We start from the raw sequence: 24137 nt of genomic DNA, 5'->3' as shown, positions 1-24137 counted from the left end.
AGCCTACCCTATGGCCTTACCTCAAACCCTGCCAGAGCTGCGTGACTGTATCGCGGCCCAGCATGAACACCTGACAGGTCGCCTGCGCGATGCTGCCCGATTTCTGATCGACAACCCGCATGAGATAGCACTGAACACAGTGGCCGAGTTGGGAAAGCGTTCAAGCATCGCACCGTCGGCTTATATTCGGCTGGCTCAGGCGCTTGGTTTTGCAGGGTTCAAGGATTTGCAGCGGGTGTTCCGTGCGCCGCTGCAACAGGCAGCCGATACGCACAGCGAGCGAATTCGCCACTTCGGTGGTGAAACATTGCTGGAGGACCCGAGTGATGTTGGGGGAATTCTGCGCGAATTCAGCCAAGCCAATATCGTTTCTCTCGAACACCTGGCGCAAGGCGGTGAACAGGCCAATATTGAAGCGGCTATCGGCCATCTGCAGGTCGCGCGCACCACTTTCGTTATCGGCATGCGCCGTGCCTTTCCGGTGGCGGCGTATCTGAGCTACGCGTTGAGTCGCGTGGGCCGGCGAACCGTGCACATCAGCGGCGCTGGCGGCACGCTGCCCGAGCAGATCAGTGCCATTGCCGATGATGATTTATTGATAGCCGTCAGCTTTCCGCCCTACGCCAATGACACCGTCGAGGCCTGTCGCCAGGCGACGCAAGCGGGCGTGACGCTGGTTGCAATCACTGACAGCGTTCTCAGCCCCATCGGGCAGATCGCTGACACCGTGATCGAGGTCAACGACGCCGAATTATTGGGCTTTCGCTCGCTCACAGCGTCTTTCTGTATTGCGCAAACCCTGGCCATGGGACTGGCCTTCAGCGAGAGGCAGTCGGACAGCGGCACCCTTAGCCATGATCGGTTGGAAGATATCGACTGTTAAGTCGCAACTTTCTCCGCGTACTTATTCAACCCGTCACTTCAGGAGAATATCCCGATGGTTTCACCTGCACGCGATTTAGTGGGTTACGGCAGACAACGCCCACAAGGCACCTGGCCCAATGGCGCACGACTGGCCATCAGTCTGGTGATCAACTACGAAGAGGGTTCCGAGCGCTCGCTGGCCATGGGCGACCCAGACCAGGAATCAATGACCGAATGGGGCAGTTATTCAATACCCGACGGCACTCGCAACCTGGCGATGGAGTCGATGTACGAGTACGGATCACGCGTCGGGATCTGGCGGATTCTGGATATTCTTGAACAGCAATCGGTGCGTTCCACGTTTCACGCTTGCGCAGTGGCGTTTGAACAGAATCCGGATGTTGCACTCGCTGCAGTTGCAGGTGGTCATGAAATCTGCAGTCACGGTTATCGCTGGGAGGAAGTGTTTCGCCTGACTGAAGAGCAAGAGCGTGAACACATGCGTCTGGCAATCGAGTCGTTCGAACGCACCTGCGGCAAGCGGCCCGTTGGCTGGTATTGCCGGTATGGCGCCAGCGTCAATACCCGTCGCCTGGTCGCTGAGGAGGGCGGTTTTCTCTACGATTCCGATGCCTACAACGACGATGTTCCCTACTTTGTCGAGGTCGAGGGTAGGCGTCATCTTGTGGTGCCTTACACCGCCGACGTAAACGATTTCCGTTACTGGAACTCTCCGGGACTTTCGCAGGCATCGGATTTTTTCGAGTACATGAAAGAAAGCTTTGAAGTCCTTTATGAGGAGTCGGCTCAAGGGCCACGCATGATGTCGATCGGGCTACACCCACGCATGGTGGGCCGTCCAGGGCGGGTAAGGGCGATCAAGCAATTCATCGAGTATGCCAAGCAACACGCCGGTGTCTGGTTTGCCACGCGCGAAGAAATCGCCCGTGCCTGGCTTGAACGAACTTGATTGCGTGGCAATCACGCGCGATCAAAAATAGGCTGCGCTATACCGCACTGTGGTGAAAAAGCTCAGGGGGAACAGCCTGCCGCTCGGCAGAAGTCGCTCAGTCCCGAGCAATCTTGTCATTTGCCAAGGCTTAGGGCAGGGTCGATACCACTGACATCTCTGCCAAAGGAGTCATCCCATGTCAAAGCTATATCCCAGTATTGATCCTGAGGGACTGGTCGAGTACTCCGTGGTCTACACCGACCGCTCGCTCAACCACATGTCGCAGTCATTTCAAGCCGTGATGAAGAACATTTCCAGGACCTTGAAACAGGTCTACAACGCCCAGGCTGTTGCGGTGGTCCCGGGCAGCGGCACGTTCGGCATGGAAGCGGTGGCGCGACAGTTTGCCACCGACCAGCAATGCCTGGTAATACGCAACGGCTGGTTCAGTTATCGCTGGAGCCAGATCCTTGAGATGGGCAACATCCCGGCGGCCACCACCGTGCTGAAAGCCCGACCGGTCGACACGGGTCGCCAGGCTGCCTACGCCCCAGCCCCTCTGGACGAAGTGCTGGCCGCCATTGCGGCGCAGAAGCCGCAGATTGTTTTCGCGCCCCACGTTGAAACCTCATCAGGAATTATTCTGCCCGACGACTACCTGCGGGCCGTTGGCGACGCCGTGCATGCGGTGGGTGGCCTGTTCGTGCTGGACTGCATCGCCTCAGGCACGCTTTGGGTTGATATGCAGAAATGCGCAGTCGACCTGCTGATCAGCGCACCGCAGAAAGGCTGGAGCGCCTCCCCATGCTGCGCCCTGGTGATGCTCAGTGCCTTGGCCCTGGAGCGCATCGAACAAACCCAGAGCAGCAGCTTCGCCTGCGACTTGAAAAAGTGGCTTCAGATCATGCAGGCCTACGAACAAGGCGGGCATGCCTACCATGCAACCATGCCCAGCGATTCCCTCGCGCGGTTTAACGAAGTGATGAAAGAGACGCAAGCCTACGGTTTCGACAAGGTCCGCGGCGAACAACAGGCTCTGGGCGACCGAGTGCGCGCAATGTTGACCGGCAGAGGCATCAAAAGCGTGGCCGCAATCGGCTTTCAGGCCCCTGGTGTAGTGGTGAGCTACACCGATGATGCGGACATCAAAAGCGGCAAGAAATTTGCCGACCTCGGCCTGCAAATCGCCGCCGGAGTGCCGTTGCAATGCGACGAGCCGGCGGACTTCCAGACCTTCCGCATCGGTCTGTTCGGACTCGAAAAGCTGCACAATATCGAGCGCACGGTCAGCACCCTCGCGCAGGCTCTGGACGAGGTGATGGTTAACTAAGCCGGTACCCGTCAGCGTTACCACCGTGGTCAAGGACATGTTGAAAACCATGGGCGTAGACACGCGCCGCCTGACCGGCCGGGGCCGGTTACTTCTGGAAGAGGCCTGATATGCAACCTTTTGATACGGTGATTCGCAACGCCCGCGTGGTAACCGCCGCGGACACGTTCACCTGTGATATCGGTATTCGTGATGGGCGCATCGTTTCCCTTGGCCTGGACCTGCCGCAAGGTCACCAGGAAATCGACGCGGCAGGCCGGCATGTCACCCCCGGTGGCATCGACAGCCACGTGCACCTCGACCAGCCAACTGGCGACGGCTCGGTGATGGCCGATGACTTCTTCAGCGGCACGGTCTCGGCGGCCTGCGGCGGTACCACCACCGTCATGCCATTCGCCTGCCAGCAGAAGGGCGCAAGCCTGCGCTCTGCCGTCGATGACTACCATCGTCGGGCGGGTAACAAGCCGGTGATTGATTATGCGTTCCACCTGATCGTCACCGACCCCACCCCGCAGGTGCTGCGTGAAGAACTGCCGGCCTTGATTGCTGAAGGCTATACATCGTTCAAGATTTACATGACCTACGATGCGCTGAAGCTGGGCGACCGGGAGATTCTCGAGACCTTATCGGTCGCGCGCCGTGAGGGCGCCATGGTGATGCTTCACGCGGAGAACAGCGATTGCATCGCCTGGCTTACCGAGCGACTTGTGGCGGCGGGGCTGACTGCGCCGCGCTACCACAGCGCCTCGCGGCCGATGCTGGTGGAGCGCGAAGCGACCCATCGTGCCATCGCCCTTGCCGAGTTGGTGGACGTACCGATCCTGATCGTGCACGTGTCGGGCCGCGAGGCCGTGGAGCAGATTCGCTGGGCCCAGAGTCAGGGGTTGAAGGTGTACGCCGAAACCTGCCCGCAGTACCTGTTCCTGACCGCCGACTCGCTGGGGTGTGACGACAGCTTTGAAGGTGCCAAGTGCATCTGCAGCCCGCCACCGCGCGATGCCGCAAACCAGCAGGTGATCTGGGATGGCCTGGAGAACGGCTCGTTCGAGATTTTCTCGTCAGACCACGCACCCTTTCGCTTCGATGGCCCGAATGGCAAGAAGGCCCACGGTGAAGAGGCATCGTTCGAGCAAATCGCCAACGGCATTCCGGGTGTCGAAACCCGCATGGCACTGCTCTGGTCCGAAGGCGTGCGCAGTGGGCGCATCACCGCGCAAAGCTTTGTTGCGCTGACCTCCACTAATGCCGCCAAGATGTATGGGCTGTATCCGCGCAAGGGCAGCATCGCTATTGGTGCGGATGCCGACCTGGTGATCTGGAACGAAGGTGAGTCGGTGCACCTGTGCAACGAAATGCTGCACCACAACGTCGATTACACGCCTTACGCGGGTATGACGCTGAGCGCCTGGCCGGCCATGACCCTCTCTCGCGGTGAGGTAGTCTGGGACGGCGAGCCGCGCGGTGAGGCGGGTCGGGGCCGGTTTCTGCCGTGCGAGCGCCCGGCGCCTGCGCAACTGCGCCGACGGAAGACTGAGTTGGCATTGTGAGTGCGGTCGCACAGGTGGCCGCCAGCCTGATTCGTGGTTGGCGTGAGGGGCGCCAACAACCGTTGCCAACCCTGGAACTGGCTAGCGAAGCAGAAGCCTATGCGGTGCAGCACCAGGTGGCGGAAACCCTCGGCTGGTTCGCCTCCGGGCCGCCAGCGGCCTGGAAATTGGGCGGCGCTCCGGGAGGGCTGATCAGCGCCGCCGGGGTACCGGCAATGGCGGTACACCCGTCGGGTTGGCAGGTTCCGCCGGGCGATGCCTTTGGTTTCGGGATCGAGGGGGAATTGATCGTGCGCCTGTCGCGAGACCTCGACCAGCACACTGATCTGGCCATGGCCCGTGCGGCAGTCGATGTGTGGATGCCGGGCATCGAACTCTGTGGCACGCGCTGGCTGCAGGGCGATCAATCCGCGCCACTGCTTCGGCTGGCCGACCAGCAACTCAACCGCGCGCTGGTACTCGGTGCACCGCAAACGCTGGGAGAAATGCCGGATTGGTCAAGACAACAGGTGACGTTGCGGGTGGCCGGGGAGCCTGAGTTCGTCGGCTTTGGCAGCCATCCATTCGGCGAGCCGCTCAGTTCGCTGCCCTGGCTGGCGCGTCACGCTGCAGCACTGGGCACCCCCTTGCGAGCCGGTGACCTGGTGGCTAGTGGTGGCTGGACGGGTATCTACTGGGCGCCGGCCGGGGTGCAAGTGGAAGTTGAGTTTGCCGGGATAGGACGGGTTGCCTTGTCGACTTGATGCGTTTCAAAGGCTTGCTGATTTCCAGTTTACGGAGCCAGCCTGCGCATTGTTCTGGCTTAAAAAGCGTGGGCTTTTCAGACTTGCCGCTGGATGCGTGCCACTCTACCTTTCGTTGCTTCTCTTGCATCCCCTCGGGAGATATCACCAGAAACAAGAAAGCCCGCACTAGGCGGGCTTCTTGAGGTGGTTTAGAGACTCATGTAGACATCTGTAAACCGGTACTTGGTGGTACACAGTCATTTGAACTGGAGTTATAAGACATTGTATTTAAAGGGATTGGTATCTTATCTTCCAGTTAGGCATACATGTAGGCATACACGCCGCATGTTTCTGCCCACTGATATCGTGCTGTCACCCAATAGGTGAAGCACCATCAGATGGTTGTTGGTATGTCGCCACTCGGCCGGGTAATTACGTCTTGTTCCGACCTTCTGACGCAACTGAGACGAGGGCGTTCGAACTTTGTTGGCCCGGTTGTGCGAAAAATTGAAGCCACAATCTACCGCTTCTTTCCTGCCCGTTCAGGAGATACGTATAGGTTGAAACAGAAGACGTGAATGATTACCTCCCGTCCTTGGTCCTCCTTAGTCCTGAATGTAAATCTCCATTCCCCTAATTGCCCTGGCTGAGATCGGATGAAAAGCTCATGCTTCGGCAGTACTTGAGAAATAGTCTCTTGTACTCCGGCGAATCCAGAAACTGACTTATTGAATAGGATTAGGGCTGCCTTGCAGTCCCTCCAAGTCAAATAATCAAGCAACTGATCAAGGGCCGCGACAAGGATCTTTTCTCCCCCCCAAAGCTTGCACTCTCCTACGAACGCAGAGCGAGTTTCTTCTTCGATTCGGATATCAGTTTTACCATACTTGCGGAATGCTTCTCCGGTGGCAGCTCCCTGATAAACGCCATTTAAGCTAGCCAGTAAAATGTCGCGAAGACCCTCCTCACCTAAGGATGAATACGTTTGAGGCGTGCCCTCAAAGGTTGCACCCATATGACGAATATTGCTCAAGATCTCTGAGTACAGCTCATTCGTGATCGCTGGCTCAGGCTTGTAACCAGTTGGAGGAACTCTCGGAAGGGCCTGCGCAGTTTTTTTCTTAACATCTACCGACCTGTACTCAGGCATGCCCGTTTTTTTGACCATTGGAATGTTAAAGGCCGATGCCAGACCATGAAGCTTTTCTACCTGCAGTCGTCGGTGCTGCACACAATCTCGCACTGAGCGCGGTAGCGAAGCATGGTATTCCGTCAGCATCGAGCTTTGAGCCGAAATAGATTCCCGGATGAGCCTCAAACTATTCTCAAGCTCCTGTTGATACCACTCGGGCTCTGTGTTGCTGGTATTCCGAAAAGAGAGAGTTAGCAATTTTTTTCTGCTATCTATTTCTCCCCGAGGGATGCTGGTTCTCCAGACATTGGGTTTGAGTTTCCAAAGCTGAGGTTCTCCTGAAAATGGAATGAAAAACCGGAGCTGATGACCGTCCGCGGTTGCGGTGCGTCCAGGGAATCTGTCGTAGTCAAAACGGCCAGTGACATCGATTTTGACCTCTCCGTGTTCCATCTGTATCTGGTCTTCGTGTAGTACAAGGGGATCGATTGAGAGTCTATCTACGAGGTTTTCAACCAACGTATCCTCACTGATCGATAAAAACTGGTCCCGTGGGATTTGCTCAACAAGCTCTTTGATTGACCGTAACTGATTATCCAGCGTTGCCGTTAGGCCCCCATCGTAAAACAGGTTATCTCGATCGCTTCGGCTCATAGCATCCCTTCAGTTCTGACGTTGGTTTTCAAACATACAATAGATAAAAGGTGTGGAGTGCAATGGTACTTCCGTCAGTAGGGGGGTGTTTTTGTGTTGATGAAGGTCGCCTCTAAGGTCGCTGGGGACCCTGAGCTTTTCCTTGCCACACGGGGCATGAAACCCGCGGGATCGAGTTAGTGGGAGGCATTGGAAGTTACTGAAATTTCAATCGTTGAAATTGAAAGGATCTTGAAGAAAAAGGGCCATCGTTACAGCTTCGGTAAAGGTGGCTGCATCTGTTGCTGATAGCGAACACCTGCATGGCGTCAACCATGGTGATGGGTGTCAACCTGTCAACCGACGTAGGAAAGACTGCCGCTAGCACGATCCTGCGGGTTCTATTCCCCGTGTCTTTTCAAAATGTCCAGGGTCCCCTCGATGGTTTGACCCATAGCGTAAGAGAACTGGTAAACAGTATCTCTCCCCTTTACCAGATCACTAAATTGGACACCTTTCGGCTGACTCGATCACCCGAGTTTTCTACCCCAGCAGGGCACCCCACAATTCTAGCGAAGCCAAGAACATCATCGATCTTCCCTCGCTGAAGGAGGAGTCGCAAATGGGGCCGGGGGGATCCTTTCTGAAAGCATGTTACGGGTGTTACGCTCGTTACTATCTATATCAAGGTACTGATTTATAAAGGATTATTGTACGTTACACATTGGAATTCTTTTATTGCGAAGGTGTGTTACACATTCATTCGGTGTTACGCCTCAGGGCTTCTCATGATCTGAGGGTATGATGGTCTTTGCAGCGGTGTCCCCCAGTTTCCTAGGATAAATATCTGTGGATCGTTGAGTCGATATGTGCGTGAGCGGAATGCGGATCTGTTAGCGCGGTGGAACATGAGCCAGGCAGAATATTTCAATCGTGGCGGGTATGTTTCAGTTGGCACCGAGGCTTTCGCTTATGAACGCTCTACGCTGTACCTCGTAAAGCCTACGGCCTCGACGAGGCAGGCCTACTGAGTAACGTCTGACGCTATGGGAACGCACCGGTGCCAAACCCTAACTAGCATCGGTTATCCCGGCACCGCGACACGGGACCCCTAGACGGATCGCATGCAGGCTGAAAAATATTTCAGAGTATGCGAGTTTTTGACGAGGGTTTTGATAAGGCCGGTGGAAGAACCAAAGTCTGGCAGGTATCAGACCAAGCCAGCGTTTGGAGTAGTTCTACAGGCGGCAAGCGGAGCGGGGTGTAGGGAGTTTGTGTCTGGAGTCGACCACAGAAAAATCACTGGAATAGCATATCGAGCCACGGATTTGCACCGTGCGGCAAAAGATATGCCTTGGCGTTTTTGTCTCATTGTCCTGTGTAAGGTGCTGAAGCTACGATTGGCGAGTAGACGTGGTAAAAGCCGAGCAGTAGCTTAGGCTACCATTGCAAAGAAAAATCAAAAGATTAGTGACGGGGCCTGTCTTATGCTTGAACTTCTCCAGCGTGTTGCCAGGTTTGAGCACTGGTTCAGGGCTTGAGGCAGCGTAGGAATCGGGCAATCGGTATTTTTGTAGCAAAGGAGTTTTTCAGTGGACATCGAGCGATTACAAGTTGAAGGCGGATTTCTGGATGGTTTGGATCTTAGGTTTTCCAACGGCCTTAATGTAATCATCGGCGCGAGGGGCACTGGAAAGACTTCCGTAATCGAACTGATTAGGTATGCATTGGCTGCTCGCAACCACACCGTTGAGGCCAAAAACCGTTCGCTTGATCATGCGAGGGCAGTGCTGGATGGCGGAGAGGTGACGGTTGTATTAAATGATCTGATCGATGACGTCACCGTGTCGCGTACCGCCGGGGAAGATCAACCACGCTCAACTGCCCGCTTCGTTGCGCCGATTGTACTGTCTCAAACGGAAGTTGAAACACTAGGGCTGAGCGATGCAGGGCGTCTGTCACTGATTGATGGATTCATCAACGGGCGTACGAGCATGGCTGCGAACGAAGCCTCAGTTATTAGCTCGATAAAAAGTATATACAAAGAGGTGTTGGCGGTCGAGACAGAGATTTCTTTATTGTCAGAGGAGGTAGTTAAAGTACCGAGTTTGATATCGCAGGTTCAGGACTTTGAACGTCAGCTTCGTGAGCTTCAAGGAGATTCGGTTGAAGTTGCAAAAAAACAGGCGGAGTCCTCGCTTCTTACCGAAGAACTAGCCGCTGCATCCGCTCGTGAAGATATAGTTGCGCGTTTCGAAAGTCACGCTTCCGAATGGCGAAGCAAGTTGGATGAACTCCTTTTTGACGATTATGGCCCAGATGCATGGAGCGGCGAGCCGGATAAAGATCCGGTTAGTGATCTGCGCGATGTTTATAAGGTTGCTATCTCAAAGGTCTTAGAAGCTTCAAAAGTCTTTGAGCAGATTGAAAGCGTGTCTAAAGTGCGCCGAGAAGAAATATCATCTAAACACTTCGAGGTGGAACGTAAGGCTAGATTTTTACGGCAGGAGCTTGATAAGGTTTCTGAAGGTACTGGCGCGTTGAGTCGTAATATATCAAATATAAAAGCACAAATTGCTCAAATTAAAACCCGAGAAAATTTATTGGGAGAGCGTCGGAATAGGTTGGAGACTCTTCGCTCGCGACGGGATGACGCTGCAATTACATTAGAAAATATTCGTCTCAATAGATATGCGCTTCGATGCGAAGTGGCGGAGACCATTAATCGAGCTCTTAAGCCCTATGTGAAAGTTGAAGTTGAACAGTCATCGCAGCTGGGGGAATATTCTAAGGCGCTCACAGATGCGCTGAAGGGTAGCGGTATTAAATATAATGATCTGGCGTCGAAAATTTCAGAAACCGTTAGTCCTAGAGAACTCGTTAAGTTTGTTGATAGCGGTAGTTTTGAACAGCTTTCAGATGTGGTGGATATACCGAAAGAGCGCGCCGCTCGGGTGGTCGCGCAATTACGCGATTTTGGACTGGCTGATATATTGACTTGTGATGTACAGGATGATGTAAGTATGAGTCTTCTCGACGGAGTTGACTATAAGGACGTCTCTGCTCTATCAGCTGGTCAAAGGTGTACAGTAATTCTTTCCATTGTCTTACAGCACTCCGAAAGAGTGTTGATAATCGATCAGCCAGAAGACCATTTGGATAACGCATTTGTGGCTAACACAATAATAAAAACTCTAAATAGTCGTAAAGGACAAGGGCAGATAATTTTGTCCACGCACAATGCTAATATTCCTGTGTTAGGTGAGGCGGATTTGATTGTTGAGTTAACCTCTGATGGCAGAAATGGGTTTGTCCAAGTTAGTAAGCCCCTTACTCATCCTGATGCAGTTAACGCTATCACTACTGTTATGGAGGGGGGGTCTAAAGCTTTCGCCACTCGTGCGAAATTTTATCAAGAAAATTCATTGTGATGTCTCGTGATCAGGCAGTTTCATCTCTTTTCAGTAACTCAGTTGATGAGCGGCTGGAAGCTGCTCGCTATTTTTCATTAGCTGCAGAGGTTACTGACGCCCCGATGCTCTTACGCGCACTAGCGAAGGAGAATGTGCGATGGGTGAAGCGTGCCCTTGAGCGAGCTATGGATCGAGTTCAGGTTGGCCCACCAAAGCAAGATGTAGCGTCCATCGATGAGTCCGTTTTTGAAAACGATTCTGAGCGTTTGGCTAAAGATCTTCGAGCGCAGGCTGTGGATGAGGTTTCTAGAACCATATTGCATGAATTTGCACCGCTTATTGGATCCCTCCGCCTCGTTGCAGAAATGGAAGTTGATGCATACGAAAATTCTAGGACCAAACACTGCGTTGAGCGTCTGAACGGTTTGTTGGAGGCAGTCGGGAATCTTAAAAAGGCAGCATCTACGCCCCCATACAGCGAGTTTGATCTATCAGGGCTAGTTGCTGAGTGTGTTGCAGTTTTGAATATTTCGACCGAAGAAATCGTTTTACGAGTTGCCGGTATAAAACCTTACATAGTTCAGGCTGACCGTGACTCGCTGGGTTTGGCTATCGACAATGGAATTAGAAATGCCGTAGAGGCAGTTAGGGAGTTTTCAACACTACAGCCTGCCGAAATTTTAATAAACTGGGGGCCTGCCGGCTCTGAGAACTGGCTGGCAATTCTTGATTGCGGAGCGGGGTTTCCAGGGAATCCTGAAGAAGCTATCAAGCTCGGCGTCTCAAACAAGGATGAGCACTTTGGTTATGGGCTAGCCACAGCGCAGTTATCGATGCGGTCAATGGAGGGCGATGTTTTGGTCTCAAACAAAGCCGAGGGTGGGGCAAGATTTGAATTAAGGTGGTATAGGGATTATGCAAATATTATTCGTTGAGGATAACTTTTCTTACGCAGATACACTGGTTTCAGTGATGAGTGAGAAGTTTCCAGAAATAAGTTGGACTGTAATTGATAACTCAAGTTCGGCTGGAGAGTTAATAGCGAATAATTTTTACGATCTGGTCATTCTTGATCTTTGTATGCCTAGCGTGCCGTCTGGGCTTGAAAAAAATGTTGAGAATGGTCAGAGCCTTTTTTACCTCATTCAGCAGTTAATGCCTGGAACACCAATATATATTCTCACCGGCTCCGACCTAGACAGTTTTGCCACTGGGCTTTCTCGGCATGGTGAGAGGATTCGGTTGTGGGGAGGAGGGAGAGAATTCCCAACTGTGTTGTATTTTAGAAAAAATAAGACACTTGAGCTAATTGAAGAGTTGTCAGATATCTATCGTGAGATTCTTACGGTTAACTCTATCTCTATTAACACTAGGGGAAAGGCAGTAGCATTTGCCAAAGGGCAAGAGCGGGCGATAAAAACATTTGTGCGAAGTATGGGGGGAAGTGATGGGGTTTACTATCCTTTAAGTGGTTTGTCTGGCTCGTTGGTAGGGCGGGTTGAAGTGCGAGATGCTCGGCTAAATATCATTGGTGCGTTCGTAGCAAAGCTTGGGCTTTCTTCAAAGATTCAAAAAGAAAATGAGTCTTACTCTCGTCACGTTAAGCTTCTGCCTATTAATTCTTTCACCCCTTTATTGTCTGGAATAGATAAGGGTTTGAAGGAGTACAGTGCAATATTTTACACGCTGGCTGAAGGTTACAAGGATACTTTGTTTGAAGTTGTACGTCGCGATGCTAAAGCTGCGGTCGATGTGATCCAGCGGGTACGAGCTAGCTTACATCGGTGGAGCGCTGTTCGAGAAGTTTCAAAAGTTTCAGTCGCCGAAATACGAAGGGAAAAACTCGATGATGAGAGTTTTAATGCAATAGTCAAGCAATACGGCTTAGAAGAGTTACGGGATATTGAGTGTGTTCATGTGAGCGCTTCAATGTCTTGTATTCACGGAGATTTGCATGGCGGTAATGTTTTGGTTGATGAAGCTGGAACACCTGTTTTGATCGACTTTGGTGACGTAGGTTTTGGCTATGCGGGATTAGATCCTATAACTTTGGAAATGAGTCTTATATTTCATCCCGATTGCGTATTGTCTGGGGTGTCGCAAGAAATGCAATCGTTCTTGGAACATTGGCCGAACGTCGATGGCTACTGTAAAAGTAACCCTTTTGGTGATGTTGTTAAATATTGCCGAGATTGGGCGTATGATATCAGTGGGGATGATCAGTCTGTTTTAGCTGCTGGTTACGCTTTTGCAGTAAGACAGCTGAAGTATGATACGGTAAGGTCGGCTGAGACTATTGCGCTTATAATGCGTATCGCTGATGCTCTAAGAGTAGGTGGCAGAGTTTGATATCGTAGATGTTTACTTTTAATTTGATGCGCTCGGTTAGAATTATTGTTTTTGTGAGCGTTGGTGATTTAGCTCGTAGTGTGGGATGGGGTTTGGCGTAAAGCAGTTTTATCACGTGCGTGAAAACTTTATGGGGTTCCTGGGTTGATTTATGTGAGTTTGTCGTTAAATACTGTTAAGTTGTCTGGGTTTTCATATTTAAAGTTTTTGGCTTTTGGTTTATTTATTTTTTGTAGATGCTTATTAGTGTCCGGATTTTAACTGGTTTGCTATGGCGGGTCGCAAAAATGTAAGATGTTAAGCTGTGCGTCAATCCACATTTAAAAGCGTAAGGATGTCTGGCTTGACAATACCGTTTAATTCAAAGAATGATAAATGTATTTCAGGGCTGCCCAGTGCGTAGCCGGCCACTTGATATTCGGCGAAAATGAAGACTATTCCATATCGCTCAACTATAAATGGAGTCGATATGATAGAGTCCGTAGCTGTTCCTGATATAAGCCATTCTCCGCGAAACTCTGGAAGGTTCTCTGCAAACTTATCTCTAATAAGTTCAGATAGGTTGTTCAGGTGTGCTTCACTGATCAGAAGATTGTCCAGGGTTAAAGGGGAGAATGGAGATAGTAAAAAATTTTGAGCTCTTGTTTCTCTGTACCCGTGGGCACCACCCAAGTAGCCTTGTATGGTATATCGTACGCTCAATACGTATGCATCTCGTCTGCTGACTTCATATCTCCCTATTAAATAATTTCCTAGGTTGAAGTGGCCGTTATCTATTGCATGCTTTTTATTGTTTTCGGCTGTCGAATTATGTGAGTCGAGCAGTTCATTGCCCCAAGCTTCTATATTTTTCGATGCAATAATTATGTCGGCATTGCAAAAGTCTGGATACTCAAAATCAAAATAAGTGTCAGGATGATTTGTGTCAATTGTGTATATGCGCCTCTTAACCTCTACTATGGGGTGGTTGAAAGCGGAGTCTCCCAAGTCGCGAATAGCCGAGACTAGTGCTGATTTGTATTTGGTTAATGATTTTTGGTCTATTTCACCATCATGTACTCGAGTGTGGCAATTTGGGCAAAGAGCAATTAGATTTTGGTATTCATGCTTTTTGCATTTTGCCCAAGGAATAATATGATGGATTTCTACCCTTGAGTGTCTGCAAGCAGGAATTGCGCACTGATGACTTGCCTCAATTAATACCGCTCTCTGAATTTCTACTGGAATAGCAGGTCTAGTCATGCCATCTTATCCTTAGTAAGTCGAATATGTTTTTCACATTCGGCACAATCGTTGTACGTATGGTAAATATACAATTTTCATCAGATGAATGATGAGGATTTTTATGCGTTACGGAAACATTCTAGACAGGCTGCGACCAGCTGGAGCAAACCTTGCCGTCCAGTCGGCGGTTGGAAGCTGATCGGATAGTTGAAATGCCTAAAGCAACCTGCCCTCACAGGTTGCCTCAGGGCAGAGTTAAGTTCAGGCCGCTAACAGGTCAATTAGATTGTGTTGGCGCGAACGATCCGCAAGCTCTCGCCAGGTCCAGCTTCCGAAACGCTCGCCCTGTTCCGGTATATCCAGTTTCATCAAGGCAACCGAATCCCGATCAATCAGATTTCGTGCGGCCCACAGCTTACCGCCAGTTTCCAACAACTCTTTCGCAGCCTCGTTCCACTTTTCTTCCAGCACGGTGTTCGCGAGATGCGCTGCATTGTTCTCGATCTTGGCGTGTTCTTTTTGTGCCTCCATGATGTGCAGGTCAATCGTCACGAGCTCCTGCTCCAGAGCAGTGATAAGAAGTTGTTGGCGGCGGTGATGCTCAACCGCTGCCGTCAGGTTTTTTGCTGCCTTTTGAGCTTCAACGTTTGCCGCTTTTTCGCCCTCCACATCGCCCCAGGCGACAGCCTGTGCATAAGCGGTGGCTGCGTCCTTTTCGGCTTGTCGAGCCTTTGCCATGTCTTCCTGATCGCTTTGGCGGACCTGCTGCAACCGGGTCTCGATGCTGCTACGCTTTTCATTGAGTTCCATCTCGTCGGCTTTCCAGGTCGCCATGCCACTGAGATAGCCCGCAGCCAAGCTCTCACGGTTCGCCAGTGCTTCAAGACGATCAATCTTTTGATTCAGGAGGTGGATCTCAAGGCCTAGCGAGTCGATGCGTCTTTTGTGGTCGTTGATTTCATCTTGCACGGCCCGTTGACGGCCCTGCTGGATAACCTCGGGGCTTTCTAGCGCCTCTTCGAAGGGCATTAAATCGCGCTGAATGCTCTTCATTTCGAGGGTCAGTGTGTCGCGGCGGTCTTTCAGTTCTTGGATAGTGTTCATCTGTATTGTCTCTGGGTATTACGTTCGATAGGGATGGTTGTTGAACGGCTGGCGAGGCCGGGAATGAGCCGGCGCTACCTCTATCAGCAGGCATGCCGTCAAGCGGCCTTGGCCTCGCCTTCGTCCGTTCCGGGAACTGTCTTCACCACATAGCAGCGTTGAGGTCCTAATCCGGGCAGGCGAATCAAGCTGTACGCCTTTCCGTCGCTTCCCGGCTCAAGCACGCCCCGTTGCAGCAGCTCCTTGTTCACCGCGCTGATATTCATGCCTTTGAAGATTTCGGCTCTCCAGGCTTCCGGCAGCACGTAGTAAGTGTTGGTGGTGTGCAGTGCGTCGCCCATGCCGTGTTCCAGCGTCTTGCGAAAGCCCAACCGATCAATCGTGCGTGGGCCGTGCTCATCAATCTTGGCGGCGGCAGATTCCCAGCGGGTAAAGCGGCTTTCTCCAAAGTGCTCGATGACCTGTCTCAGCCGCGCCAAAATCGCATCGCCCTCGAAATTTCCGGCGCCGCCACGCTCGGCTAGCCACGCATGCAGACACACCCTTGCGGCGGTCGTGGCTGTTCCATCGGGCCAACCGGTGACGCCGAAAGCGGTGGCCAACTCTCCGGCCGCTGCTGCGAGGCCAAAGCGAAGGGCGGCACGTTGGGCCTGCCCGCTGGCCGAGGCGGGCAGGTTTTGGGTGATGAACTTTTCTACCGTGCGGCGAACGATCACCGACCACCTGAGCATTTCTCCAGGCGCGCAAAGTGCGTGCAGGAAGGCGGTAAGGGGTGTGCCGTAGTATTTGGCGACACGGGCCTTGAGCGCATCGGAGAGGGCAGCAGCATCCTCAAAACCGTTCAGCACATCGAACATACCGAGACCTTTGCTCGCATCGGCTGGAACGGCGAGCATGCGGACCTCCATACCGGCTTTCAGCTCCTTGTTGGCGTCTGCCATGTGCTGCGCCAACGTCTTCTCGCCCGTCGAGAGAAACAGCAAGCGCCACTCCTGTACCTGTCGGCCCGCTTGTCCTCGATCATTCGCCCGCGCCTTACCAGTGCCGTTACCGAGCATGTAAACCGTCTCGCCAATAATGCGTGGGTCGCACATGCCGATTTCATCCAGCACCAGGAGGCCGTCTGAGTGCGCAGCGGCGATGGACTCCAAGGCGTTATCTGTCGAGCGCCACGAACGCACCAGACGCGGTCCGCCATAAACCGAGGCAGCGACCTGCAAGTGGGTAGTCTTGCCCCCGGAACTGTCGCCGTAGAGATGGAAGCCGCCCGACTCATGCCCGAGCAGGTTGAGCAGAGGCCCTGCAAAGGCCACAGAGACGACAAACGCCAAGCGATGGTTACCAACGCACAGTGCGCCGATTTGCTGCTGCCACTGCTCCAGAGAGCCCGCCTCGCTGATCGGTGGCAACTGCGCACCTGCCTCATAAAAATGCAGGTGTTCGGCGTGCGAGCCAATCTGTTGTTCGGGCAATAGAAACGCCTCGTCGTGCCAGCCCAATCGCGTTACCAAGCGTGCGCGCTGGGCGCTGTCGAAGCCGCCGAGATAACTCTGCAGATCATTGCGTGCGTTGCGCCCAGATCGACTTCCGGCAAGGCGCAGGCCCATGTCTACCAAGGGGCCGAGTACGTCTTTGCCGAAGTCACCGGTCATGGTTCGGGCTGGAATGTTCCAACGTTTTTTAGCGCCGTCCGGGTCATCGAACTCAACCAACAAGCCCCAGTTGTGGCCCTTGTCGTCGCGAGTGCGGGCGATGATTTCGAGAGGCGAACACACAGGGCGTGCCTCACCATCATCGCCGGAATAAAACACCCCTTCGGCGGTCAGGCGAAACCCGCCCGGCAACAGATCATTTTTCGATTTCGCGGGGCGTTTGGCGGGCGCCTTGGCCTTCGGTTGTTGAGGTTCGGTTGGCTCAGCGGCACCGCCGAAAAACTCACCGCTGCGCACCATCTCGGCTACGTGACCAGCGGTCCAGCCTTTGGTTAATGCGTCTGCTGCATCGTCTCCGTCAGCCCATTTTCCACCTTTGACGAGTGTTGGCTTGCCCCCTTTGCTGCTGGGCTTGAGATTGAACACGTCGAGCGCAACTCGTTGCACTGAAGCGGCGCCCAACTCAATCAGCTTGATCTCGATGGCGTCCATGCAGGTTTTGCCGCTGGCGTCGTTATCCGGCCACAGTACTACGGTGCGCCCTTTGAGTGGCGTCAGATCGGCTTTGTGCCAAGAGTTGGAGCCGTTCGGCCAGCACGTGGCAACGTAGTCCGGCATCAGCTCGGCAGCGGCATCAGCTGCTTTCTCACCCTCACACAACACCACAGGCGCGTCTGCGAGCTTTGTCAGCTCATTCAGGCGTAGCAATGGCCGTGGTTCCGGCAAGCCTTGCCAGCGCCATTGTGTAGTTTGTCCATCGGAGCGCTTGCACCAAGTCAGCGGTGCAAAGACCTTCCTCGGTTTGCCGTCTTCATCTGGGGCCAGGTCGAAGCGATACAGCGCCATGACCGGCCGGCCCTGTGCATCGCGGTAGATCCACACCTTGGACGGAACACCATGTTGCCGGTGCTTGGCAGGACACTTATTCATGGCCTCGACCGGGATCGGCTGAATCGCGATCCACTCCGGCGTTGCGCTCTTGGCCGGTGCGCTTTTGATAGTCGCAGAACCTGCGGAAACGCTGAGCAGATCCGCCAGCTTTTTGCAGGCCTCAACGTCGGTGCCGCCGTCGATGTAGCGCACCAGGTCGATCAGGTCGCCGCCCTTATCGCCGGTGGCAAAATCCGCCCAGGTGCCTTTGCTCAAATTGACCTTGAGTGAGCCTGCACGCTTGTCCTTGCGTGTGGGATTCGGTGCGGTGTACTCCTTTCCGCCGTCGACACGTTTGCCGTTTGGCAGCCAGTGAGCAAGCACACGGTCGATGTTCTTTAGGGCAGCGCTTTTTACATCAGCGAAGCTCGGGCGTTTTGAGGTGTTGCCGGTGCGCTGAGTCATGGCGTTGTCCTCGTTGCATACAGCGCATCGTTCACGTCATCAATCAGCGCTTTTGCCATCTCGCCCAGGTAGAGCGCCGGCCAACTGAACCGCTCACCTTCGTTACTCATGGCGGCGTCGAGGGTCAGTTGATTGGCGTAGTACTGAAACAGCGATATCGCTTCAAGCGCGTCCTCGATCGGCACGCCTGCATTGACCCGGAACAGCTTCTGATTGCTGCTGTTAACGCAGGAAAATTCGGTACGCCCGAGAGTGTTGGCAGTGTTCACAGGGCACCGCCTTTCTGGCCCATTGGCACAGAGGAGGCATCACCGTACATGGTGAGCGTTTTGATTAGGCCCAAGGTGCCGCGCACGTCCCAAATAACGGACGACAGCACGCGGTTTGAAAGCAGGGGTTTATCGCCGTCTAAGTGATCTTCCAAAAGCATGAGAACTGAATCGGCACGGTCGAGCGCGCAGGTGATGGCGTCGATAGGTAGGCCGGCTTCAGCGTCTTGGCTGACGCAGAGCAGATCCTCGGGCAGCGCAAAGCCTGGGAGCATGCTCATTGGGCACCCCCTGCGGCTTCCAGGGCGCGAGCCTTCGACATATGGGCGTTGTAACGGGAGAGGCGTGTAGCGAGGCTGGAATTGGCGTGTAAAGCGGCGAGAGCCATTGCTCGATGAGCTGCGGCGCGAATTTTGGACGGATTGAGGGCGTGTTTCATTTGTGAAAGCTCCTTTTGCTGAGGAGCTGCCACCGCTTGCGGCCAAGCAAGTAGGGGTGACAGCTGTACGCGGGTTGGCCGACCGGGGCAAAAGGGACCCGGCACACCCGAAGGTGTCCCACGCACAGCCGCCATAACACGATACGACGGGCACAAAAAAAGCGCCTGCTATCGGATGGAGGGCGCTTGTGCGCCTTTTGCAATTCGGACGGCCAAGTCCGGTCACTGATTTTGCAGCGACATTCAGAGAGTAACGTCCGTTTTTTGAAAGCGCAACTGTGCGGATCACTTGCAGATTTTTTCGATGCGGCATAAATTGATCAGACATGAAGATTTACCTCAACGCCTCCGGTTGCCGCCGGGGGCGTTTTCGTTTCAGGCATGGATATCCCAGCGCAGGGAGACAAAGGGCAAGAAGTCGCCTTCGAGGCAGGCGCGCGCGTCCTCGTAGGCGTCGATTTGTTGGCCTTCGTCGACGATGATTGCTTGCGGGGCTTGGCAGGGAACTGATAATGCGCACCAGATGCCATCTCTCCATCGCATCACCATCACGTCCCGGTTCAGGCGTTTTTGCTCTGTGCGGTAACGTTCAAAACGCTGCATACCGCGTGATGAGAATCCGACTGTTCTGAGTACAGAAAAGGGCTGCAAAATGGCCTTGTTGGCGACACGATTTTTCATGCTGCCACCTGATCACGGGCAGCGATGCGTGCGCGTGTCCATGCCTGAACTTCCCCCAATACCCACGCAACCGGAGCGCTTCGAGCATTGCTGTTACTCAGCTTTACCGGCAACGGGAATCCGCTTTCAGGTTGACGCATCAGCTTGTAGATAGTCGGGCGTGCGAGCCCTACGATTGAAATGACCTCTGGCATGCGGATGAGGGTCATTGAGGGATCATGCGAGGGAATTGCTTTTAATACGATAGTCATAGCGAGCTAACCCTTTGTTAATTGAGACAACGGGTCATACGCTACGCAGGGGGTCGGGAGTGGACTGTGTCCGCTCCCTTTTTTATTTCAGAGGTCGAAGCTTCAAAGCTTCCAAATGGCGTCGGATGGTCTTTTCCGTACCGTGAACCTTTTGGTTGAAAAGAATATTGGTGAGTTCAGAGTCGGACAGACTTCGCATTTCAATTTTTCGGCCGTTAATGATTTGCTCGGCAGCAACCTTGATTTTTGCTCGTCTATTCATTGTGTCGGTCTGTATTTTTGAGCTGGGATCTCGGTTCCCCTTGCCGGCTTCCTGACCCCTTCTCGTCGCCTTTGTAGACAAGGCGTCGTCGAGAATTCGATGCATCAAGCTTGATGTGTTGAAGCCTTTTTTAAACACATCCATTTGCTCCACCTGGCGATAAAGACTCGCCATCAGCAGCGCCTGATTCGCCTCGCCTAGCAACGTCGCGAATTCTTCTCGTGCCCTGATCTCGTTTCCACTGCTGCGGTCCCGCTCTTTTTCGATCAGGGCAAGGTACTGGCGGGGAGAGTCGTGTTTCAGCTGCTCTATCAGGTCTGCATCAATGTCGTAAGTGGTGAGCTCAAGGTCGAACAGCCAATTTGCAAGCGTCTCCACAGCCTGCGTTCCCATGACCAGGGCAAAGGTAGCCGTAAGCTGTGAATCTGCTGCGGAATGACTCACCCCAAGAAACCGTCGAATGACACTGGGCAATGAGCCTGCCTCTGCATAACTGGCATGCTCGCTAATGGGATCGCGAAGTCGATAAAGGGTTTTTGTTACCGACTCTGCACACGGAGCGTATGAGCCCTCCTCAAGCCAGAACGAGGTGGCCGTGTTGATCAGATCGAAGGCGTCTTTGAAGTGTTCTTTGAACTGCGGAAACAGCACAAGACTGCGAACGGCTGCCTCGACGTCGTCCTGATCCCACACCAGGCACGTTACATCGAAGCCTGCGATTTCGAGTTCAAGCTCTTCTGCATTGATGCCCCGTTCAAAGTCCATTTAGATCTCCCCGCTGCCCCGAAGCCGATAGGCTGTTACAGCGATTTGCAGCTGGAAGCGTCAATGCCAGCAGGGTTGAGGGCGTGACCTTTCTGTAACACGACTGCTCGATGTAACACGTGGTGTTCAGAAGCTTTGCAGCGCGTGTAACGCTCAATATATTAAATAAAAACAATGACTTGAAGATAGGCGTAACACGCGTAACACCCGTAACACCATTTTTTAAAGGGAAGGGGGTTAACGGCTTCACACGGCCTTCCCAAATTGACCTTGCACTACATTTCCGTTCTCTAGGGAATCAAGATGATCGGCGTACCATTGCATCATCTGTGTGCGTTGCTCAAGGTACTGAGCCTTGTTGTAAATCCCTCGAACACCTTGTGCCTTGTGGCTGAGTTGGGCCTCGATATGGTCAGCCGGATATCCGCGCTCGTTGAGGATCGTGCTGGCGATGTGGCGGAAGCCATGGCCGGTCTGGCGCCCTTCGTAACCAAGGCGTCTTAGTGCCATTAGGAATACCGTATCGCTGCGGGGTTTAGTGCGGTCGCTTCTACCGGGAAACAGGAGAGTGTAAGCGCCGGTGAGTTGCCGAAGCTCCAGTAGTGCTTCGATTGCTTGAGCGCATAGTGGCACCAGGTGCTCACGACCTTTCTTACGACCCTTGCGTTCTACTGGAACGGTCCACAACCTCTTGTCGAAATCGAACTCCACCCAATGTGCTTCTCGCAGTTCGCTGGGGCGTACGGCCATCAGGGTCAACAGTCTTAGACCAAGCTGAACATCTTTGGCGTGGGGGTAGGAGCGTATCGCTCGGAGTAACCCTGGAAGCTCATCGGGGGAAACGTGGGCGTAGTTCTCTGCCTTTCCCGAGGACAGAAATTTATGCACACCCTCCAACGGATTGTTGACGGCTCTGCCTGTTACGCGAGCCAGGTCATAGATATCTTTGCAGTAGGCCCTCACACGGCTCATCTGTTCCAGAATCCCCTGACGCTCAAGCCCTCTCAATAGCTCCATCCACTCCATCGACATGATAGAGGTGTAGGAGCGTTTACCGAGCGAGGGGAATACATGGCGTTCGAGTGCGCCAAGTATCCTTTTGGCCGTACCAGCATCCCAGCCGCTCAGGCGAGACGTGTGCCACTCCCTTGCCAATGCTTCAAAGGTGTCGTTGGCTGCATCGATCTCGGCGGCTTGGCGAGCTTTCTTGGAGGTGATCGGGTTCTTACCTTCCGATGCGTCTGCGCGTAGATCAGCCGCTTTCTGCCGAGCAAAAGCGCCGCCCACTTCCGGGTAGCCGCCAAGACCAAGCCACGACCATTTGCCGTCTGGCTTCTTGTAGCGTAATTCCCAGGACTTTTGGCCGTTCGGCTTGACCCTGAAATACAGCCCTGGGCTGTCTAGTTCGCGGTATGCCCCGGCCTCAGGCTCCAGGCTGGAAAGTGTAGTGTCAGCGAGAGGGCGCCGCTTGATATCGGTGCGTTTCATCCTTGTATGCCTTCAGTTCAATTATTTATGAAGCATACACGTGGGCATACACGGTGGGGAAGGATAGGGGTAGATAGAGGTGGACAGCCAGAAACAAGAAAGCCCGCACTAGGCGGGCTTCTTGAGGTGATTCATAGACTGCTGTAGACATCTATGGATCGGTACTTGGTGGCTACACAGGGACTTGAACCCCGGACCCCAGCATTATGAATGCTATGCTCTAACCAACTGAGCTATGTAGCCAAGTGGCGCGCATTATTCGCGCAGAACGAAGATGCGTCAAGCCTTTTTGTTGAAATTTTTTCTACGCTTTCAACCGTTTAACGAAAATCACCGTTACGGGCGACGAGTGGCCGGTGAAACGGCTGGTCGTTGATCAGCTCGTTAGCCCCCTAAGGGGATAGCCATCGCGCAGCGAAAAGTGGCACATTGTCGCTCCTGCACCTGTGCATCCATCTGCTGTATGGAAACGCTCTTCATGGCTCTCACCCATCCCCAGCCTTCAGTGGCTACGGCGTCAACCACCGGGCAATCCAGCCCGTTGGTCATGCGTGTCATCGGCGCGGTGGCGCTGGCGCATTTGATCAATGACTTGATCCAGGCGGTGTTACCGTCGATCTACCCAATGCTCAAGGCCAGTTATGGCTTGACGTTTACTCAGGTCGGCCTGATTACCCTGACATTCCAGCTTACCGCTTCCTTGCTTCAACCTTGGGTGGGGTATTACACCGATCGTCATCCCAAGCCGTTTCTGTTGCCGTGCGGGATGATTTGCACGCTGATCGGGATATTGATGATGTCTCAGGTCGGCAGTTTCCCGATGATCCTGCTGGCGGCGGGGTTGATTGGTGTCGGCTCGTCGACCTTTCACCCGGAAGCGTCGCGGGTTGCGCGCCTGGCATCCGGCGGGCGTTATGGCTTGGCGCAGTCGACCTTCCAGGTCGGGGGCAATGCCGGCTCGGCCTTCGGGCCATTGCTGGCCGCGGCGATCATTATTCCTTTTGGCCAGGGCAATGTGGCCTGGTTTGGCCTGTTCGCGGTATTTGCCCTGGGTGTGCTGTACGCCATCAGCCGCTGGTACCGCAATCATCTGAATCTGTTCAAGCTCAAGCAAGGCCAGGCGGCGACTCACGGCCTGTCCAAGGGGCGGGTGCTGAGCGCTCTGATTGTGTTGGGGCTGCTGGTATTTTCCAAGTATTTCTACATGGCGAGCTTCACCAGTTACTTCACCTTTTACCTGATCGAGAAGTTCGACCTGTCAGTGGCCAGTTCCCAGTTGCACTTGTTCCTGTTCCTCGGGGCGGTGGCGGCAGGGACATTCTTCGGTGGGCCGATTGGCGACAAGATCGGACGCAAGGCGGTGATCTGGTTTTCGATTCTGGGCGTGGCGCCGTTCACGCTGTTGCTGCCCCATGTCGACCTGTTCTGGACCAGCGTGCTCAGTGTGGTCATCGGTTTCATCCTGGCCTCGGCATTCTCGGCGATCGTGGTGTACGCGCAGGAGCTGGTGCCGGGTAACGTCGGGATGATCGCTGGGGTGTTCTTCGGTTTGATGTTCGGCTTTGGCGGGATTGGCGCGGCGTTGCTCGGGCACTTGGCGGACATTCATGGCATCGAGTACGTCTACAGGTTGTGCTCGTACCTTCCCTTGCTTGGCGTCCTTGCCATCTTGTTGCCCCGTTCGAAAAAAGCCTGATGCTGTGTGGGGCGAAACTGCAAGCG

At 53.7% G+C, this 24137-nt stretch carries 19 protein-coding genes and 1 tRNA gene; 9 read left to right on the top strand and 11 right to left on the bottom strand.

Going from position 1 to position 24137, the window contains the following annotated elements; genetic code table 11:
* The first annotated feature begins 10 nt into the window (after nt 1-10).
* The 5 genes from BLU75_RS18385 to BLU75_RS18365 all read left to right on the top strand — a co-directional run bounded on the left by BLU75_RS18385 (nt 11) and on the right by BLU75_RS18365 (nt 5436).
* A complete protein-coding gene (locus BLU75_RS18385) occupies nt 11-883 on the top strand; it encodes a MurR/RpiR family transcriptional regulator (RefSeq protein ID WP_084379282.1) in 873 nt (290 codons plus the stop codon).
* A 54-nt stretch (nt 884-937) separates the two neighbouring features.
* On the top strand, nt 938-1834 hold the full coding sequence (locus tag BLU75_RS18380) for an allantoinase PuuE (RefSeq protein WP_084379283.1): 897 nt from the start codon (nt 938-940) through the stop codon (nt 1832-1834).
* Between the two features lie 178 nt (nt 1835-2012).
* Nucleotides 2013-3146, top strand: a complete 1134-nt coding sequence (locus BLU75_RS18375) for an aminotransferase class V-fold PLP-dependent enzyme (protein ID WP_084379284.1) — start codon at nt 2013-2015, stop codon at nt 3144-3146.
* A gap of 110 nt (nt 3147-3256) precedes the next feature.
* On the top strand, nt 3257-4693 hold the full coding sequence (gene hydA, locus BLU75_RS18370; protein ID WP_084379285.1) for a dihydropyrimidinase: 1437 nt from the start codon (nt 3257-3259) through the stop codon (nt 4691-4693).
* Nucleotides 4690-5436, top strand: coding sequence for a 2-keto-4-pentenoate hydratase (locus BLU75_RS18365; RefSeq protein WP_084379286.1), 747 nt, complete (start codon nt 4690-4692; stop codon nt 5434-5436). The genes hydA and BLU75_RS18365 overlap by 4 nt, the downstream gene beginning before the upstream one ends.
* Nucleotides 5437-5938: 502 nt before the next feature.
* Here the strand turns inward: BLU75_RS18365 and BLU75_RS18360 are convergent.
* On the bottom strand, nt 5939-7204 hold the full coding sequence (locus BLU75_RS18360) for a hypothetical protein (RefSeq protein WP_084379287.1): 1266 nt from the start codon (nt 7202-7204) through the stop codon (nt 5939-5941).
* 1571 nt (nt 7205-8775) lie between these two features.
* Here BLU75_RS18360 and BLU75_RS18355 point away from each other — a divergent pair.
* From BLU75_RS18355 to BLU75_RS18345, 3 genes are read left to right on the top strand one after another with little or no spacing between them, the layout of a single operon-like run.
* A complete protein-coding gene (locus BLU75_RS18355; protein ID WP_084379288.1) occupies nt 8776-10614 on the top strand; it encodes an AAA family ATPase in 1839 nt (612 codons plus the stop codon).
* Complete coding sequence (locus BLU75_RS18350) at nt 10614-11531, top strand: sensor histidine kinase (protein WP_084379289.1); 918 nt, start codon at nt 10614-10616, stop codon at nt 11529-11531. Before BLU75_RS18355 ends, BLU75_RS18350 begins: the two co-directional genes overlap by 1 nt.
* On the top strand, nt 11512-12945 hold the full coding sequence (locus tag BLU75_RS18345) for a phosphotransferase (protein ID WP_084379290.1): 1434 nt from the start codon (nt 11512-11514) through the stop codon (nt 12943-12945). The genes BLU75_RS18350 and BLU75_RS18345 overlap by 20 nt, the downstream gene beginning before the upstream one ends.
* 309 nt (nt 12946-13254) lie before the next feature.
* Here BLU75_RS18345 and BLU75_RS27335 read toward each other — a convergent pair whose 3' ends face one another.
* The 10 genes from BLU75_RS27335 to BLU75_RS18295 all read right to left on the bottom strand — a co-directional run bounded on the left by BLU75_RS27335 (nt 13255) and on the right by BLU75_RS18295 (nt 22658).
* On the bottom strand, nt 13255-14187 hold the full coding sequence (locus BLU75_RS27335) for an HNH endonuclease (protein ID WP_084379291.1): 933 nt from the start codon (nt 14185-14187) through the stop codon (nt 13255-13257).
* A gap of 243 nt (nt 14188-14430) precedes the next feature.
* The gene (locus tag BLU75_RS18335; protein ID WP_084379292.1) at nt 14431-15273 is read right to left on the bottom strand and encodes a chromosome segregation protein SMC; all 843 of its coding nucleotides are present in this window, start codon (nt 15271-15273) and stop codon (nt 14431-14433) included.
* Nucleotides 15274-15371: 98 nt separating this feature from the next.
* Nucleotides 15372-18260, bottom strand: a complete 2889-nt coding sequence (locus BLU75_RS18330; RefSeq protein ID WP_090221521.1) for a DUF927 domain-containing protein — start codon at nt 18258-18260, stop codon at nt 15372-15374.
* Nucleotides 18257-18529: a DUF3077 domain-containing protein gene (locus BLU75_RS18325; RefSeq protein ID WP_084379293.1), complete on the bottom strand. Its 273-nt coding sequence runs from the start codon at nt 18527-18529 to the stop codon at nt 18257-18259. Before BLU75_RS18325 ends, BLU75_RS18330 begins: the two co-directional genes overlap by 4 nt.
* Nucleotides 18526-18810: a hypothetical protein gene (locus BLU75_RS18320; protein ID WP_017846196.1), complete on the bottom strand. Its 285-nt coding sequence runs from the start codon at nt 18808-18810 to the stop codon at nt 18526-18528. The genes BLU75_RS18325 and BLU75_RS18320 overlap by 4 nt, the downstream gene beginning before the upstream one ends.
* Before the next feature lie 533 nt (nt 18811-19343).
* A complete protein-coding gene (locus tag BLU75_RS18315; protein ID WP_065947931.1) occupies nt 19344-19649 on the bottom strand; it encodes a hypothetical protein in 306 nt (101 codons plus the stop codon).
* Complete coding sequence (locus BLU75_RS18310) at nt 19646-19900, bottom strand: helix-turn-helix transcriptional regulator (protein WP_084379295.1); 255 nt, start codon at nt 19898-19900, stop codon at nt 19646-19648. The genes BLU75_RS18315 and BLU75_RS18310 overlap by 4 nt, the downstream gene beginning before the upstream one ends.
* 82 nt (nt 19901-19982) lie before the next feature.
* A complete protein-coding gene (locus BLU75_RS18305) occupies nt 19983-20927 on the bottom strand; it encodes a hypothetical protein (RefSeq protein ID WP_084379296.1) in 945 nt (314 codons plus the stop codon).
* A 246-nt stretch (nt 20928-21173) separates the two neighbouring features.
* Nucleotides 21174-22415 (bottom strand): tyrosine-type recombinase/integrase, encoded by a 1242-nt coding sequence (locus BLU75_RS18300; protein ID WP_084379297.1) that lies wholly within the window; start codon nt 22413-22415, stop codon nt 21174-21176.
* A gap of 166 nt (nt 22416-22581) precedes the next feature.
* Nucleotides 22582-22658: transfer RNA gene (locus BLU75_RS18295), tRNA-Met, on the bottom strand.
* Nucleotides 22659-22893: 235 nt separating this feature from the next.
* Between BLU75_RS18295 and BLU75_RS18290 the strand changes: the two genes are divergently transcribed.
* Nucleotides 22894-24111 (top strand): MFS transporter, encoded by a 1218-nt coding sequence (locus BLU75_RS18290; protein ID WP_084379298.1) that lies wholly within the window; start codon nt 22894-22896, stop codon nt 24109-24111.
* The last annotated feature ends 26 nt before the right edge of the window (nt 24112-24137 follow it).

This window comes from Pseudomonas mucidolens, assembly GCF_900106045.1.
In the GTDB taxonomy this organism is placed as follows: domain Bacteria; phylum Pseudomonadota; class Gammaproteobacteria; order Pseudomonadales; family Pseudomonadaceae; genus Aquipseudomonas; species Aquipseudomonas mucidolens.
Note: the sequence above shows the minus strand (reverse complement) of the source record. Positions and strands in the feature narration are given on the sequence as shown.

What these genes read in the sequence shown, in the direction of transcription:
- BLU75_RS18305 (WP_084379296.1), bottom strand. Translation starts at nt 20,927, where the DNA reads ATGGACTTTGAACGGGGCATCAATGCAGAAGAGCTTGAACTCGAAATC.
- BLU75_RS18345 (WP_084379290.1), top strand. Translation starts at nt 11,512, where the DNA reads ATGCAAATATTATTCGTTGAGGATAACTTTTCTTACGCAGATACACTG.
- hydA (WP_084379285.1), top strand. Translation starts at nt 3,257, where the DNA reads ATGCAACCTTTTGATACGGTGATTCGCAACGCCCGCGTGGTAACCGCC.
- BLU75_RS27335 (WP_084379291.1), bottom strand. Translation starts at nt 14,187, where the DNA reads ATGACTAGACCTGCTATTCCAGTAGAAATTCAGAGAGCGGTATTAATT.
- BLU75_RS18300 (WP_084379297.1), bottom strand. Translation starts at nt 22,415, where the DNA reads ATGAAACGCACCGATATCAAGCGGCGCCCTCTCGCTGACACTACACTT.
- BLU75_RS18380 (WP_084379283.1), top strand. Translation starts at nt 938, where the DNA reads ATGGTTTCACCTGCACGCGATTTAGTGGGTTACGGCAGACAACGCCCA.
- BLU75_RS18375 (WP_084379284.1), top strand. Translation starts at nt 2,013, where the DNA reads ATGTCAAAGCTATATCCCAGTATTGATCCTGAGGGACTGGTCGAGTAC.
- BLU75_RS18360 (WP_084379287.1), bottom strand. Translation starts at nt 7,204, where the DNA reads ATGAGCCGAAGCGATCGAGATAACCTGTTTTACGATGGGGGCCTAACG.
- BLU75_RS18350 (WP_084379289.1), top strand. Translation starts at nt 10,614, where the DNA reads ATGTCTCGTGATCAGGCAGTTTCATCTCTTTTCAGTAACTCAGTTGAT.
- BLU75_RS18290 (WP_084379298.1), top strand. Translation starts at nt 22,894, where the DNA reads ATGGCTCTCACCCATCCCCAGCCTTCAGTGGCTACGGCGTCAACCACC.
- BLU75_RS18320 (WP_017846196.1), bottom strand. Translation starts at nt 18,810, where the DNA reads ATGAGCATGCTCCCAGGCTTTGCGCTGCCCGAGGATCTGCTCTGCGTC.
- BLU75_RS18335 (WP_084379292.1), bottom strand. Translation starts at nt 15,273, where the DNA reads ATGAACACTATCCAAGAACTGAAAGACCGCCGCGACACACTGACCCTC.
- BLU75_RS18315 (WP_065947931.1), bottom strand. Translation starts at nt 19,649, where the DNA reads ATGAAAAATCGTGTCGCCAACAAGGCCATTTTGCAGCCCTTTTCTGTA.
- BLU75_RS18310 (WP_084379295.1), bottom strand. Translation starts at nt 19,900, where the DNA reads ATGACTATCGTATTAAAAGCAATTCCCTCGCATGATCCCTCAATGACC.
- BLU75_RS18385 (WP_084379282.1), top strand. Translation starts at nt 11, where the DNA reads ATGGCCTTACCTCAAACCCTGCCAGAGCTGCGTGACTGTATCGCGGCC.
- BLU75_RS18330 (WP_090221521.1), bottom strand. Translation starts at nt 18,260, where the DNA reads ATGACTCAGCGCACCGGCAACACCTCAAAACGCCCGAGCTTCGCTGAT.